Source organism: Methyloglobulus sp. (assembly GCF_046714055.1).
GTDB lineage: Bacteria > Pseudomonadota > Gammaproteobacteria > Methylococcales > Methylomonadaceae > Methyloglobulus.
In genome coordinates this window covers 1-14,639 of record NZ_JBKKBJ010000145.1, presented here as the reverse complement: position 1 = coordinate 14,639, position 14,639 = coordinate 1, and the positions used below count along the sequence as shown (strand labels likewise).

Genomic DNA, 14,639 nt, shown 5'->3' with positions numbered 1-14,639 from the left:
TTGGTTACGCAATGACTCGACGCGATGTCGGAATGCTTTGCATTTTCACTACGCAAAAAAACGCTTCGTGAAAACGCCCAGCCCTATCGCTTCTGGGGACTACTCGACTCCTGTCTCGCAGCGGTTGTACAAAAAGCTCAAACGGGAGCGACTGTTGGCTTATTTTGCCAACCTGTCGTCGTGTTTGGTAGGCATGGAAGCTTGCGGAGGTTCGCACCCAATGCCGTTAAGTTAAGAAAGCCCCCCTCTCCTGCTGGAGAGGGGGGTGGGGAAGTTAAAATCAAACGTTTACACCCCTCATCCTAACCTTCTCCCTCAAGGGAGAATGAATTAAATCGCTTAACTTAACGGCATTGGGTTTGAAACCCCATCCTAAACGTTTTGCTTGTGTTGGTATTTCTGAACCGCGCAGAAACCCTACGAACGGGCAACATACCCCGTCCGACTGAGAGACTTGTCAAAACTAAATCTATTGGGCAGTTTGCTCGCCTTGCAAGGTCTCAAGCAGTTGTTTTGCTGGTAAATAACCTGGGAGAATATTGCCGTTTTCGGTCACTATCATCGGCGTACCTTTCACATCGAATTCGGTAGCCAATTGCATGTGTTTATCGACTGGGTTAGCGCAGGTTTTGTGTTCCAGTTTCTGGTCTTTTTTCGCCGCTGTTAACGCTGCGTTACGTTCTTTAGCACACCAAACCGACACCGCCTTGTCATAAGAATCCGAACCTTTTCCCGCCCTTGGGAAAAACAAATACTGGATCGTGATGCCTTCAGCTAGGTATTGGTCAATTTCGGAATGCAGTTTACGGCAATATCCGCAATCAATGTCAGTGAATATGGATACCTTGTACTTGCCTATTTTAGGCTTAAACACAATCATATTGTCCACACCCATTTTTTCCAACGCCGTCTTACGGGTAGCGCCCAGTTTTTGCTCTGTTAAATCAACCCGGTTTTCCACGTCAACCAAGCGCCCTTGTAGTAAATACTTACCATCATCAGACACATAGTAGATACTGGAACCCAAAATAACTTCATATAACCCTTGTATTTCAGAGGGCTTGATGGATTCGATCTTTGCGGTCGGCATGGTCTTTTCTATCGCTTTCCTAATCGCCGCCTCATCTGCGTTGGCAAAAGGGAGGAACAAGGCAAGCAGTAACAATCCGGTGATCTGGGTTATTTTTTTCATGGGTTTCTCTGCTGAAAAGTTATGTTATTCATAGGGTAGGAGTTATTGACCAGGGATTCGTTCACATCCTGACAATAAAGCATCAATCAACCAAACGCTGAACATCGACAACCATAGCCGTAACCATCAGTAACAACAACAGCGCCATACCAATCTGCTGGAAAAAAATCTGCACTTTTTCTGAAACGGGACTGCCTTTAATAGCTTCGATGCCGAAAAACATGAGATGGCCGCCATCAAGCACGGGTATCGGCAATAAGTTTAGCACCCCTAAACTCACACTGACCACCGCCATGAACTTAATGAAATACACCAGTCCCATATTGGCTGATTCCCCTGCAATCTGGGCAATACTGATGGGGCCGCTCAAATTCTTGACGGATGCCTTGCCGATAAGCATCTTGCCCATCATCCTTAAGGTCATAATGGAATAATCGTAGGTGGTCTTGAACGCTACCGGAATCGCCTCTAGCGGTGGCAAAGAATATTCAACCGTCATGGATTTCAACAATCCTTCCGGCATAGTTACCGATGCGCCGATTTTACCTTCAGTTTCCTCACCGGGCTGTACACTTTTTGGGGTAATCGGCAAGGTTAATTGCATTCCTTGACGGTCTATCACCAAGCTGATAGTGATGTCAGGGCGTTTTTTTACGTAATCCACCCATTGCATCCAATCTGTTATCGGCGTTCCGTCCGCGCTGATAATTAAATCATCTTTTTTCAGGCCAGCCGCCAAGGCCGCGCCATCAGGAAGGACTTCATTGATGATTGGTTTTAATTTGGGCGACCAGGGTTTGAATCCCAAACGTCCGTAGAGCTTTTCTGAATCTTGACTATCACTCTCAGTTAAGGTCAGTACCCTGTCATTTTGCTCATCCGCAATATTCTTTACCTTAACTTTAATATTCGGCTCGCCATCCATTGCGGAAGTAATCAGGGTACTCATTGCCTCCGTCCAGGTCTTGGTGACCTTACCGCTCACTGAGATGATTTCTTCACCTTCGACAAAACCTGCGGCTGCGGCAAGCGTACCTTGTTTCACTTCACCGAGTACAGGTCTCAGTCCGGTTTCGCCCAAGACCAACACGCCCCAAAACAGGGCGAATGCCAGCATCAGGTTAAACACCGGCCCAGCCGCTACAATCGCAGTCCTGACCCAGAGCAATTGCCGATTAAAGGCAAACGGCAAGTCTTCCGGTTTGACTTCACCCTCCCGTTCATCGACCATTTTGACGTAACCGCCCAAGGGAATCGCTGACAAGACATATTCTGTGTCATCAGGGCTTTTTTGGCGCGACCACAACACTTTGCCAAAACCTACGGAAAACCTGAGCACTTTGACCCCGGTTTTACGGGCAACCCAGAAATGGCCGAATTCATGGAATGAAATCAGGATGCCTATGGCTACGACGAAAAAAAACAGGGTATGTAACAAATCCATCAGGTGTTTATATCAGCAATAATTTGCTTGGCAACCGACCTGGCTTGCTGGTCATTTTCCAGGATAACCGCCAAACTGTCTGCCACTGTGACCGCTATAGTTTCCATACACTTTTCGATAATGACTGGAATATCAGTGAATTTTACCCGTCTATCCAAAAAGGCCTCCACAGCAATTTCATTAGCGGCATTGAGTACGGTTGGCATGGTTCCGCCTGCATTAATGGCCTTGTAAGCCAAACGCAAACACGGAAAACGTTGCAGGTTCGGCTCTTCAAAATCCATGCGCCGCACATCAAAGATATTCAGGGGCTTGGCTCCCGAATCAAAACGTTCCGGCCACGCCATCGCGTGGGCAATCGGTATCCGCATATCAGGATTGCCCATTTGCGCCAACACAGTGCCATCGACATAATCGACCATGGAATGGATCACGCTTTGGGGATGGATAACCACTTGTATCTGGTCTGGCGACATGTTGAATAACAAACAGGCTTCGATCATTTCCAAGCCCTTATTCATCATGGTGGCCGAATCCACGGAGATCTTTTTGCCCATGTCCCAATTGGGGTGCGCGACCGCCTGTTCCGGGGTGACATCGGCCATTAGCTCTATCGGCATTTCCCTAAACGGGCCACCCGATGCCGTCAATAGTATGCGCCTGACCTGCTTGCCGTCAGTGCCTGTCTGATAATGGGCGGGCATACACTGGAAGATGGCGTTGTGTTCGCTGTCTATGGGCAGTAGATGTGCGCCAGACGCTGAAACCGCATCCATAAATATATCCCCGGACATGACCAGGGCTTCTTTATTGGCAAGCAACACGGTTTTACCCGCTTTTGCCGCAGCAAGGCTGGGTAGCAAACCCGCCGCACCGACGATAGCTGCCATCACCGAATCTACTTCATCCAATGTGGCGACTTCTTCCAGTGCCTTAGATCCTGTTAATACTTTAATGCCAGATACCGCAGATTTGCTGATTTTATCCTTAAATTCCTGGGACTTGCTTTCATCCACTACAACAGAATACTGGGGATGGTGTTCGAGGCATTGCTCGAATAAAACATCGATATTGGAATTTGCCGTTAAGGCCACGATTTTGTACAGGTGCGGATGCCGCGCCGCGACATCCAGGGTGCTTACGCCAATTGAACCGGTTGCACCAAGTATACAAAGGCCTTTCATTCAATCATCCTGTAAATCAGGTAGATGCCCGCGTAAAAAAATGGCGTTGCCGCGATCAAGCTGTCAATCCTGTCAAGAATTCCACCATGACCGGGCAGTATGCAGCCGCTTTCCTTCACGCCACTTTGGCGTTTGACCACGCTAAAGAACAAATCCCCATAAATGGAAATTAAAACAGTCAATACCGACAGCAATATAATGTCGGAGGCATTGATAAGCGGAAATCCATAAATCAGGCTCAATACTACGCCACAAGCCACACCTGCAAATAACGCCCCATAAAATCCAGCAGTGGTTTTGCCTGGGCTAATTTCAGGCGCCAATTTGGTTTGTCCAAATTTTTTACCCACGAAATAGGCAGCAATATCGGCTGCCCAAATCAGGAGCAAGAAATACATGGTCATTTCCGCTCCGTAAAGGATTCTCAACCGGACTAGAAACATCCATGCCACAATCAAAACAAACCAACCTAGCCATGCTTTGTGGCGAGGTTTCAATTCCAGTTTTAAAACACCTGTCGGGGTGTGTTTAATGAGTGCCATAACGAGAACCCAAAATATCACCGGCGGAATAACAAACCACTCTAATATCCCTGAATATAACCTGACATCCGGCACATTTAGATATTCCATAAATGTGCTGATGGTTGTCCAACCGACTTTTTTGGCATGTTGATAAACATCTTGTTGTGCAGTTTCGATAACATATTGCAGCCCTTCCAGGAACTGCGTCCAAAAATGTATCCATAACATTGGCACAAGCAAACCCAAAAGAAACAAGTATTTCCTGGAAGGCTCATTGATGCCGATAAGGTGGCTCCATTCCCAAGCGGCCATCAGGATAATCAGGCCAAAGACCAAAGAAAAATAGTCTCCAGGCACAAAAAACACTGCCATGACGACCAATGGCGCCAAAATGGCGGCCGTAATCACTCGCTGTAGTAACATTTTTATTATTGTCTAAGGTTAAAGTAAGGCTGTTTTATTGAGTATTTGCTCACCCGTATGTCCAAAGCGCCGTTGGCGGCTTTTAAAACTATTGATGGCATCGTCCAGTGAATTCTGGTCGAAATCCGGCCAGAGTGTCGTTGTAAAATAGAGTTCTGTATAAGCCAGTTGCCATAACAAAAAATTGCTGACCCGTTCTTCGCCACCCGTCCTGATAAAGAAATCGGGGTCTGGCAAGTCGGCTGTCGATAAATGTTCCTTGATAAGTCCTGGACTAATGGGCTGTTTGCTTAATTCCCCAATCGTCATTTTATCGACAACCCTCTGGACTGCCTGGCACATATCCCAATGCCCACCGTAGTTAGCCGCTATCACTAAGGTTAATGCTTTATTGTCCTTAGTCTGCGCTTCCCCTTCTAGTATTTTTTCTTGTAAAACCACCGGAAAAGCCGACCTGTCGCCAATAAACCGAACGCAAATGCCATTTTTGTCCAATGTGTCGATTTCCCTTTGCAGGGTTTCGACAAACAGCGACATTAACAAGGAAACTTCTTCTTTGGGCCGATGCCAGTTTTCGCTGCTAAACGCGAACAAGGTCAACACTTCAACACCTAGTTCAGCACAGTGTTCAACAATTTTCCTGACCGCCTTAACGCCCGCTTGATGACCAAAAGCACGGGGCATAAATCTTTTTTCGGCCCATCTGCCATTTCCGTCCATGATAATCGCGATATGGCGCGGAATACCGTTTTCGGTTATCAAACTATGCTTGTCATCAGTAGCCATTGAATAATTCCTTGCTAAATTGACAGTAGATCGGCTTCTTTAGCTTCCAACAATTTCTCGACTTCTTTGACATACTGATCCGTTAATTTTTGAATTTTCTCTTCCGCACCACGCGCTTCATCTTCAGATATCAGTTTTTCTTTCAGCGCTTCTTTGATTTCTGCATTGGCATCACGGCGAATATTTCGGATCGCAACCCGACCATTCTCCGCTTCATTTTTTACCACCTTGACCAGACTTCGGCGGCGTTCTTCTGTTAGTGACGGCAAAGGGATACGAATCACCATGCCATTGGTAGCAGGATTCAAGCCCAGGTCGGATTTCAGTATGGCTTTTTCAATGACTTGAACCATGTTTTTTTCCCAGGGGGTAATGGTCAAGGTCCGCGCATCTTCCACGGCTATATTGGCAACTTGCGACAAAGAGGACTCATTGCCATAGTACGAGACGCTAATTTGGTCTAGCAAACTGGGATGCGCCCGCCCTGTCCTGATCTTGGAGAACTCGTGTTTCAGGGCTTCAATACTTTTACCCATACGGGTTGCAGCATCCTGTTGAATATCACTAATCATCTTACGTTCCTCGTTCAATAAGAGAACCTATCTCTTCGCCCAACATCAGCCTTTTAACCGCGCCTTTTTCAAAAATATTCATGACCCGCATGAGGACATTATTGTCCCTGCATAATACCAACGCGGTCGTGTCCATGACATTCAGGCGTTGATCCAACGCTTCATCATAAGTTAAACGCGGATAGAAAACTGCATCCTTTACTTTTTCAGGATCGGCAGAATACACACCTTTGACTTTGGTGGCCTTAATCATCAGTTCCGCGTTGATTTCGATGGCCCTAAGACTGGCCGCTGAATCAGTCGTAAAAAAAGGGTTTCCAGTTCCTGCCGCAAACACGACAACCCGACCTTTTTCCAAATGCCGAACGGCTCGACGGCGGATGTAATCTTCACAAACCTGGTTGATTTTCAGCGCCGACATGACCCTAACCGGCTGTCCCAAATGTTCCAGTGCATCCTGCATGGCTAAGGCGTTAATCACGGTAGCCAGCATACCCATCTGGTCACCGGTTACCCGATCCAGGCCTTCCGCCGCTTTTTGGGCGCCGCGCAAAATATTGCCGCCCCCAATGACCAGACCCACCTGAATGCCCATGCCGCATAACTCTATGATCTCCAAAGCCAGCCGTTTGAGTATATCGGCATCAATGCTGCCGCCCGCTTCACTCATCAGGGCTTCACCACTCAATTTCAGCAATATTCTTTGGCAAATTGTGTTTGTCATAGCCTGTTTAGATCAAGTTTTGTGGTCAAGGACAAAAGCTACGAAAGCAGTGTGCTTACCATAAATCGAGACAATAACCACGAAGAACACAGAGAACACGAAGTTTTCAATAGGTTCAATTAACGGGATTACTGTCTTCGTGCCCTTCGTGTTCTCTGTGGTTAATACACCTTAGCCAGGCTTGCCTCAACTTCCCCTGACCTGCGCCATCACTTCTTCGGCAAAATTTTCTTCCTTCTTCTCTATGCCTTCACCGACTTCAAAGCGGGTAAAACGCACAACATTATTAGCTTTCGATGCAACTAATTTACCGACTGTCAGTTTGTCGTCCTTGATAAACGGCTGGCCCAACAACGTGACTTCCGCAAAAAACTTACTGATTCGCCCGGTCACCATTTTTTCAATAATATCGGTCGGTTTGCCACTTTCAGCCGCTTGCGCCCTGAAAATTTCTTTTTCCTTTTCGATGGTTTCTGGGGCGACCTGACCTTCTGACACACAGATTGGCTTACTTGCGGCGATGTGCATGGCGATGTCTTTGCCTAGCTCAGGATTGGCAGCGGTTAACTCAACAATCACGCCAATCTTGCTGCCATGCAAATAACAGGCGGTGCCGCCCGTTGCTGTCTGGTATTTTTGAAAACGCCGCACGGCTATGTTTTCACCTAATTTAGCGATGAGGTTCCTGCGTAATTCATCAACAATCTGGCCATCCGCCAGCTTCATAGCCAGTAACTCGTCTTCAGTCGTAATAGGCGCACTTAACAAGGTTGTGGTTATGCCGTTGACGAATTTGACGAAATCATCCGCCTTGGCAACAAAATCAGTCTCGCAGTTGACATCCACCATTGCGACTGTTTTGCCGTTGTCACTCACCTTTACGCCAATGATCCCTTCAGCCGCAATACGGCCTGATTTTTTATCCGCCTTGGCCAAACCGGATTTACGCATGTTCTCTATGGCCAGTTCCATATCGCCATTGGCCTCAACCAAAGCTTTTTTGCATTCCATCATGCCGGAACTGGTCCGCTCACGCAATTCCTTGACCATTGCCGCGCTAATTGTTTCGCTCATTATCTATAATCTCTTAAGTGTTTAACTCTATAAAAACGCCCCCATTAAGGAGGCGTTTATTGGCCGATCATGCCCACAGCCATCACATCAACGGCCTGTATAAAAATCCCAATCAGCTTGTTATTCCGCTGCCGCTTCCTCAACAAAATCATCAACCTTAGCGGACAAACCCAAGGCGGCAGACTTGGCGTCAATAACTGCCGCAGAAACGCCTTCACAATAGAGTTTTACCGCCCTGATTGAATCATCGTTGCCCGGAATGACATAATCAACATCCTCTGGTGAATTGTTGGAATCAACAACCCCCACCACAGGGATACCCAGTTTTTTTGCTTCCCCAATCGCATTTTTCTCGTAACCGACATCCATCACGAAAATCGCATCGGGAATGCCTTTCATGTCTTTGATTCCGCCCAAACTGCGTTCCAGTTTTTCCAGTTCGCGTTCCATGCCCAAGGCTTCTTTTTTGCCGAAGCGTTGGTATAAGGTACCGTCTGCCTTCATGGCTTCCAGTTCTTTAAGGCGTGAGACCGATTTTTTTATGGTTTTAAAGTTGGTTAACATACCGCCTAACCAGCGGTGGTTGACATAAGGCATACCGCAACGCAACGCCTCTTCTGCAACGGCTTTACGTGCTGATTTTTTGGTGCCGACAAATAGTACAGTACCCTTATTTGCTGCCATCTGACCCAGATAGTTCATCGCATCGTTGTACATTGGAAGCGTTTTTTCCAGATTGATGATATGGATTTTGTTACGGGAACCGAACAGGTAATTAGCCATTTTTGGATTCCAATAACGGGTCTGGTGCCCAAAATGGACTCCCGCTTCAAGCATTTGACGCATTGATACTGCCGACATTCATTTCTCCTAAAGATTGTATCTCCGAAACCTTGGTTTCGGGTTGGGTTAAGCCTCCGCTTATCCCGTCCAGTAACCAGCTTTAAGTTTGTAAAGCCAGCACCCTACCAAGCGTGACGATAGGCGTGAGTATTTGTTGTATAAATTAACTCGTATTTATACCATAATCAGTTTTTTACAACAAGCCGAACTCTGTTAAAATCACAAATATTACATAGGCAAAAGGCGCAAGGCTAAATACCCATGCAATTTGCAGTTTGAGCCTTTTGCCTTGAGCCTTTTGCCTTGTATTTGTTATGCCCATCATCATTAAAACCGAAAACGAGATTGAGAAAATGCGTGTCGCCGGAAAACTGGCATCCCAAGTTTTGGAAATAATTGGGACTCATATTGTCCCAGGGGTGACGACCGACGAGTTGAATAACATTTGTCATGATTATATTGTCAACACCCAAGGCGCTATTCCCGCCCCACTCAACTACCGGGGCTTTCCTAAATCAATTTGCACATCCATCAACCAAACCGTATGCCACGGCATTCCCAGCGATAAGAAACTTAAATCCGGCGATATTATCAATGTTGACATTACGGTGATTAAAGACGGTTATCACGGCGACACCAGCAAAATGTTTTGCGTAGGCGAAGTTAGCCCTCATGCCAAACGCTTGGTCAAGATCACGCAGGAGGCTATGTATCTTGGCATTAAACAGGTCAAACAAGGCACCACACTGGGAGACATCGGCCATGCGATACAAAAACATGCCGAAACCAACCGCTATTCAGTCGTCAGGGAATTTTGCGGACATGGCATCGGCAAAAGCTTCCATGAAGATCCCCACGTCCTGCACTACGGCAAAGCCGGTGATGGCGAAGCCCTTGAAGCAGGCATGATTATCACCGTTGAACCCATGCTTAATCAGGGCAAGCGGTATGTTAAAGTATTGGCGGACGGCTGGACGGCAGTCACCAAAGACCGTAGCCTGTCCGCCCAATGGGAACACACGGTGCTGGTCACTGAGCATGGCTACGAGATCCTGACCTTACGCCATGAAGAAATGAGCTTGGCATGAATAAAACCATCACATACGACTGGTTTTCTGAGAAGGAACATTTACAGCAATTCAAACAACTCATTAAGCAAAAGGACTTCGATCTTCAACAAAAGTTTGATCCGCAAACATCCGTCGGCGACTTGCTTAAGGAAAAATCTGATTTTATTGATGAGATACTGACCTCTAGCTGGCAGCATTTTCTTGACTATCAGTCCGAAAAGCTGTGCTTAATTGCCGTTGGCGGTTATGGCAGAAGGGAACTATTCCCGCATTCCGATATTGATATTGTCATCGTACTGGATGCCAACCCTGTTTCCGTTTATCAGGAAATGTTGACCAATTTCCTTAACTTTCTTTGGGATATTGGCTTAAAACCAGGGCAAAGCGTACGGTCGGTTGAGCAATGCGTGACAGCCGCCATAAGCGACCAAACCATCATGACCAGTTTGATGGAAAACCGGCTGATTACCGGTAGCGCAACACTTTACCAAATGCTAAGGGATGAAATAACGCCCGACAAAATCTGGCCATCCGACCAATTTTTTGCTGCCAAAATGCTGGAACAACAGCACCGCTACGCGAAATACCACGACACTGCCTATAATCTCGAACCCAATATTAAAGAAGGTCCAGGCGGGTTGCGTGATATGCAAGTCATCACCTGGGTATTTAAGCGACATTACAATTCCAAGACGTTACGGGAATTGATTAAATACGGTTTTTTACCGGAATCCGAATACAAGCAACTCATTTCCGCCCTGCACATATTATGGCGGATACGCTATGCCTTGCACCTGCTTACCGGACGCAGCGAAGACCGACTGATTTTCGACTACCAACGGGACCTCGCCCGGCAATTTGGTTTCAGTACGGGGAACCAGAAATACAATGAGGATGTCGAGCAATTCATGCAGTTTTATTTCAAGACCATCCTTGAACTGCAACGTCTCAATGAAATGCTGTTGCAACTATTCAACGAGCGCTTTGTCCTCGGCGAAACCAGCAAGGAAGCAGAACCGTTGAACGGCCACTTTGTCGTCATCAACAATTATATTGAAGCCAAAGATGAAAACGTTTTTGAACGCCAGCCCCTAGCCTTGCTGGAGATTTTTTTAATCCTGCAAAAAAACACGGCGCTTAAAGGCATCCGCGCCACGACGATCCGGCTTATCCGAAAAAACCTGCACCTTATCGACGACACTTTTCGCAAAAACAAGGCCGCAAACCATTTGTTTATGGAAATATTCCGGCAACCGCATGGCATCACTACACAACTGAGGCGGATGAACCGCTACGGAGTTTTAGCCGCTTATCTTCCTAGTTTCGCTAATATCGTTGCCCGTATGCAATATGACTTGTTCCACATCTATACGGTGAATGAACATACTCTTTTTGTTATACGTAACCTGCGGCGTTTCTCACTCGATAAACACCAGGATGAACTGCCTTTCTGCAATGATGTGTTTTTATCAATCAACAAACAGGAAATCCTGTTTGTTGCGGCGTTATTCCATGATATTGCCAAAGGACAAAACGGTGACCATTCGACGATAGGCGAAGAAATTGCCAGGGATTTTTGCCGTCAACATGACTTTTCTTCACATGACAGAAGACTTGTCACATGGCTGGTACGTAACCATCTGGTGATGTCCATGACTGCCCAGCGAAAGGACATCAGCGACCCGGACGTTATCCATGAATTTGCCCAAAAGGTCGGCAGTATCGAGTATCTTAACCATTTGTACCTGCTCACCGTCGCCGACATCCGTGCGACCAGCCCTGAACTATGGAATTCCTGGAAAGATTCACTCCTTAAGGAACTTTACTCAGCGACGCACAGCGCACTACGCAGAGGCTTACAAAATCCATTGGCCTTGGAAGATCGAATCCTAGAACACAAAAAAGAAGCTAAAGATGAGCTTCTTAGGCTAGGCTTCACTGAGTCTGCGCTGGAAAATTTATGGCAACATGTTAGCGATGATTATTTCTTGCGTTACTCCACCGATGAAATCGCTTGGCATACGTCCGCCATCTCATCGGCCCGCGAAACCGACATGCCTTGGGTTATCCTACGCTCGCAAACTCGCCGGGGCAGCGCGGAAGTCTTTGTTTACGGTAAAAATGTTGGGGCTACATTTTCTTTATGCACGGCAACGCTGGATCAATTAGGGCTTACTATTCTTGATGCCAGGATCATGACCACAAACGACGATTATGTACTCAATACTTTTCAAGTGCTTGAACAATCTGGAGAACCCATCAACGAATCGTACCGGATCGCCCATATTTGCACCGCTTTGCGTAATAACCTATTGCATCAGGACGTAAAAGAACACAGAAATATTCATAGGCTATCCAGGCAAGCCGAGCACTTTCCCATTCCCACCATCATTCAGTTCCATTCTGATCCGCTGAACAAACAGACCATACTCGAGCTTATTACGACTGACCGCTCGGGGCTGCTCTCCCAAGTTGGCCGGGTTTTCAACAAGCACGACATCAACCTGCATAGCGCACGGATAACCACGATAGGAAGCCGGGTTGAGGACATGTTCCATATCACTGACTTACAATCGCAGCCTATATCCGACCCCGGCAAACAAGAACAACTGCGCGAAGAGTTAATCTACGTCCTGGATAACATCAAACCCAAGAATGCAACATATGCGGTCAAATAATTGGTTCCCCCCGCGCCAGTTTGGGTAACTTGCCTTCCAAACCCATCGCATTACGCATCACCTTATTTTTTGCAGGAAGAATCCGCTCAGCAAGCCCTAAACCCAGATTCCGCAAAAATTTAACGGGCAGAATCTCATTGCTGAAAACCTGATAAAAAACATCCATGACCGTCATCATCTTCAGGTTTTCATTACGACGCATTTTTTCATACCTCTTTAAAACCGTTAATTCACTCGGATCAAGATTTTGCTTAACTGCATCAACCAACACTTCGCCCAAAGCGGCAGCATCCAGCAAACCGATGTTAACTCCCTGCCCCGCCAACGGATTTATCATGTGCGCGGCATCGCCCACCAAGACCACGCCGGGCTTGACGTATGCTTGCGCGTGTTGACGTTTCAAGGGGAAACTTGCCGTCGCCAACACGTTTTTAACTTGGCCTAAAGCATCTGGGAATGCCGCCATTAATTCGCTTTTCAGCTCCTCATGCGGCAATGCTTTCAGTCGGCTCACCTCATCCGGCGAGTGATACCAGACTATAGAGCCGTAATGTCCGGTCAATGGCAAAAATGCCTGTGGCCCAGTCGGCACAAAGCGTTGCCAGGTAATATCTTGCTGACCATATTCTGTCTCAATATAGATGACCAAGGCGTGTTGCTTATAATCCCAACTGGTAACGCCCAAACCGACGGTTTGCCTGACCCGAGATTGCCCGCCGTCTGCGGCGACCAAGATTTTTGTCGATAACACACGACCATCATCGAAGGCTATTTCAGTCGGATTTCCAACGGAATACTGAATTTTATTGATGACCACTGGCGATATAAGAGTGATATTGTCGAAATCGGCCAGACGGTCAAGCAAAGCCAATTGAATCACCCTGTTTTCTACGATATAACCTAATTGTGGATAATTGATATCATCGCTGCAAAACTCGGTATCACCTGTCGTTTCCCACACTCGCATCCGGCGGAACGGGCAGGCCCTACGGCTTTCTATGCCTTGCCAAGCGCCTACGGTTTCAAGGATTTTCTTGGACGCGATACTGAGCGCAGACACCCGCAAATCATGAGGTTGATCCGAGGAAAAAGGATGCGGCGGCGCATTCTCGACCACAGCCACTTGCAACGGACTGCCGCCCAGGCTACAGGCCACAGCAGCGCCCACCATACCGCCACCCACAATAATTACATCAAAACTCTGATTCATATTTTCCATCCATTCATGCTTAACAAACGGGATAATCATACGAAAAATACAGGTAAACGGCTCAACTAAAGTGAAAATTTCGTTAGGGCTGGCGGATTAGACGAGCAAATGCATGGTCTATCAGTTTTGATTGGGCTTTGGGCGCAACGAAATCCGCCGAATGCTGCGCCATCGAAATGGCGGCTTACGACGCACGGAAATCCTTTACTTATCTGAAAGTTGAAGAATTTGCGCGTCTAATCCGCCCTACCGCGCTTCCTGCCCCATCAGGGTAGCGAACCATGACAGGGGGATTAAGATACAAGGGTGGGCACGCTTTTATGACAACCGATTTTATAGGCAAATGGTGGAAAACTATAAAGCTGTTTGCCCACCCTACCAAGCTTGTGCCCTAAAGGGTATAATCCGCCGAATGCTGTGGCCATCGAAATGGCGGATTACGCCGCGCGGAGAACCTTTGCTGATCTGAAAGTTGAAGAATTTGCGCGTCTTATCCGCCCTACCGCGCTTTTCTGCCCACCAATTTTATCAACAAATGGTGGGCAAACGATAAAGCTGTTTGCCCACCCTACCAGGCTAAGAGCATTAATGATTACACCAAGACCGATGCCACCCGACCAACCGAAAGCCCAAAAATTATTGGATCAAGTTCGGGATAAAATACACAGCAATGTAACCCCACCCCTTTTTCGGCTGTTATCAAGGACATTCACCAACGTTGCGAACAGCCAAATTACTGATTTCTAGCTGCACACAGGACTCATTGTCAAGCTCATTGGTTTCGTAGAGCCGATCATATGGATCGATCTCGATAAAGAGTCGGTAAGTACCATCGGGATTCCCTGTGAAATCGACTTCCTGCCCCGAAAGCCAATACCCGTAAGTGTCTCCCCATCCCACCGACATACCCTGTTT

At 47.0% G+C, this 14,639-nt stretch carries 14 protein-coding genes; 3 read left to right on the top strand and 11 right to left on the bottom strand.

From position 1 onward, the window contains the following. Window positions 1-235: hypothetical protein (locus ACLQ6D_RS08815; RefSeq protein WP_411726914.1), on the top strand; the 235-nt coding region annotated here is incomplete at its 5' end. Between the two features lie 234 nt (window positions 236-469). On the opposite strand, the gene ACLQ6D_RS08810 is transcribed toward ACLQ6D_RS08815, so the two are convergent. The 9 genes from ACLQ6D_RS08810 to rpsB all read right to left on the bottom strand — a co-directional run bounded on the left by ACLQ6D_RS08810 (window position 470) and on the right by rpsB (window position 8,784). Further along, window positions 470-1,192, bottom strand: a complete 723-nt coding sequence (locus ACLQ6D_RS08810; RefSeq protein ID WP_411726913.1) for a DsbC family protein — start codon at window positions 1,190-1,192, stop codon at window positions 470-472. An 82-nt stretch (window positions 1,193-1,274) separates the two neighbouring features. After that, window positions 1,275-2,636, bottom strand: a complete 1,362-nt coding sequence (gene rseP / locus ACLQ6D_RS08805) for an RIP metalloprotease RseP (RefSeq protein WP_411726912.1) — start codon at window positions 2,634-2,636, stop codon at window positions 1,275-1,277. Beyond that, window positions 2,636-3,820 carry a 1-deoxy-D-xylulose-5-phosphate reductoisomerase gene (gene ispC / locus ACLQ6D_RS08800; protein WP_411726911.1) on the bottom strand — a complete coding sequence of 395 codons (1,185 nt, stop codon included), beginning with the start codon at window positions 3,818-3,820 and terminating at the stop codon, window positions 2,636-2,638. The genes rseP and ispC overlap by 1 nt, the downstream gene beginning before the upstream one ends. Then, window positions 3,817-4,767 (bottom strand): phosphatidate cytidylyltransferase, encoded by a 951-nt coding sequence (locus tag ACLQ6D_RS08795; RefSeq protein ID WP_411726910.1) that lies wholly within the window; start codon window positions 4,765-4,767, stop codon window positions 3,817-3,819. Before ACLQ6D_RS08795 ends, ispC begins: the two co-directional genes overlap by 4 nt. 18 nt (window positions 4,768-4,785) lie before the next feature. Then, a complete protein-coding gene (locus ACLQ6D_RS08790) occupies window positions 4,786-5,553 on the bottom strand; it encodes an isoprenyl transferase (RefSeq protein ID WP_411726909.1) in 768 nt (255 codons plus the stop codon). 14 nt (window positions 5,554-5,567) lie between these two features. After that, on the bottom strand, window positions 5,568-6,125 hold the full coding sequence (gene frr, locus ACLQ6D_RS08785) for a ribosome recycling factor (protein WP_411726908.1): 558 nt from the start codon (window positions 6,123-6,125) through the stop codon (window positions 5,568-5,570). A gap of 1 nt (window position 6,126) precedes the next feature. Next, on the bottom strand, window positions 6,127-6,849 hold the full coding sequence (gene pyrH / locus ACLQ6D_RS08780) for a UMP kinase (RefSeq protein ID WP_411726907.1): 723 nt from the start codon (window positions 6,847-6,849) through the stop codon (window positions 6,127-6,129). 186 nt (window positions 6,850-7,035) lie between these two features. Further along, a complete protein-coding gene (gene tsf, locus ACLQ6D_RS08775; protein WP_411726906.1) occupies window positions 7,036-7,923 on the bottom strand; it encodes a translation elongation factor Ts in 888 nt (295 codons plus the stop codon). A gap of 120 nt (window positions 7,924-8,043) precedes the next feature. Continuing rightward, complete coding sequence (rpsB, locus tag ACLQ6D_RS08770) at window positions 8,044-8,784, bottom strand: 30S ribosomal protein S2 (protein ID WP_411726905.1); 741 nt, start codon at window positions 8,782-8,784, stop codon at window positions 8,044-8,046. A gap of 296 nt (window positions 8,785-9,080) precedes the next feature. Between rpsB and map the strand changes: the two genes are divergently transcribed. Continuing rightward, window positions 9,081-9,854, top strand: a complete 774-nt coding sequence (gene map, locus ACLQ6D_RS08765) for a type I methionyl aminopeptidase (RefSeq protein WP_411726904.1) — start codon at window positions 9,081-9,083, stop codon at window positions 9,852-9,854. Next, window positions 9,851-12,514 carry a [protein-PII] uridylyltransferase gene (gene glnD, locus ACLQ6D_RS08760; protein WP_411726903.1) on the top strand — a complete coding sequence of 888 codons (2,664 nt, stop codon included), beginning with the start codon at window positions 9,851-9,853 and terminating at the stop codon, window positions 12,512-12,514. The genes map and glnD overlap by 4 nt, the downstream gene beginning before the upstream one ends. Here glnD and ACLQ6D_RS08755 read toward each other — a convergent pair. Then, on the bottom strand, window positions 12,507-13,724 hold the full coding sequence (locus tag ACLQ6D_RS08755) for an FAD-dependent monooxygenase (RefSeq protein WP_411726902.1): 1,218 nt from the start codon (window positions 13,722-13,724) through the stop codon (window positions 12,507-12,509). The genes glnD and ACLQ6D_RS08755 overlap by 8 nt on opposite strands. A gap of 699 nt (window positions 13,725-14,423) precedes the next feature. Further along, a partial coding sequence (locus ACLQ6D_RS08750; protein ID WP_411726901.1) for a lysyl oxidase family protein occupies window positions 14,424-14,639 on the bottom strand: 216 nt, incomplete at its 5' end.

Excerpts from the sequence above, each read along its gene's own strand:
- ACLQ6D_RS08810 (WP_411726913.1), bottom strand. The coding sequence starts at position 1,192 with ATGAAAAAAATAACCCAGATCACCGGATTGTTACTGCTTGCCTTGTTC.
- rseP (WP_411726912.1), bottom strand. The coding sequence starts at position 2,636 with ATGGATTTGTTACATACCCTGTTTTTTTTCGTCGTAGCCATAGGCATC.
- ispC (WP_411726911.1), bottom strand. The coding sequence starts at position 3,820 with ATGAAAGGCCTTTGTATACTTGGTGCAACCGGTTCAATTGGCGTAAGC.
- ACLQ6D_RS08795 (WP_411726910.1), bottom strand. The coding sequence starts at position 4,767 with ATGTTACTACAGCGAGTGATTACGGCCGCCATTTTGGCGCCATTGGTC.
- ACLQ6D_RS08790 (WP_411726909.1), bottom strand. The coding sequence starts at position 5,553 with ATGGCTACTGATGACAAGCATAGTTTGATAACCGAAAACGGTATTCCG.
- frr (WP_411726908.1), bottom strand. The coding sequence starts at position 6,125 with ATGATTAGTGATATTCAACAGGATGCTGCAACCCGTATGGGTAAAAGT.
- pyrH (WP_411726907.1), bottom strand. The coding sequence starts at position 6,849 with ATGACAAACACAATTTGCCAAAGAATATTGCTGAAATTGAGTGGTGAA.
- tsf (WP_411726906.1), bottom strand. The coding sequence starts at position 7,923 with ATGAGCGAAACAATTAGCGCGGCAATGGTCAAGGAATTGCGTGAGCGG.
- rpsB (WP_411726905.1), bottom strand. The coding sequence starts at position 8,784 with ATGTCGGCAGTATCAATGCGTCAAATGCTTGAAGCGGGAGTCCATTTT.
- map (WP_411726904.1), top strand. The coding sequence starts at position 9,081 with ATGCCCATCATCATTAAAACCGAAAACGAGATTGAGAAAATGCGTGTC.
- glnD (WP_411726903.1), top strand. The coding sequence starts at position 9,851 with ATGAATAAAACCATCACATACGACTGGTTTTCTGAGAAGGAACATTTA.
- ACLQ6D_RS08755 (WP_411726902.1), bottom strand. The coding sequence starts at position 13,724 with ATGAATCAGAGTTTTGATGTAATTATTGTGGGTGGCGGTATGGTGGGC.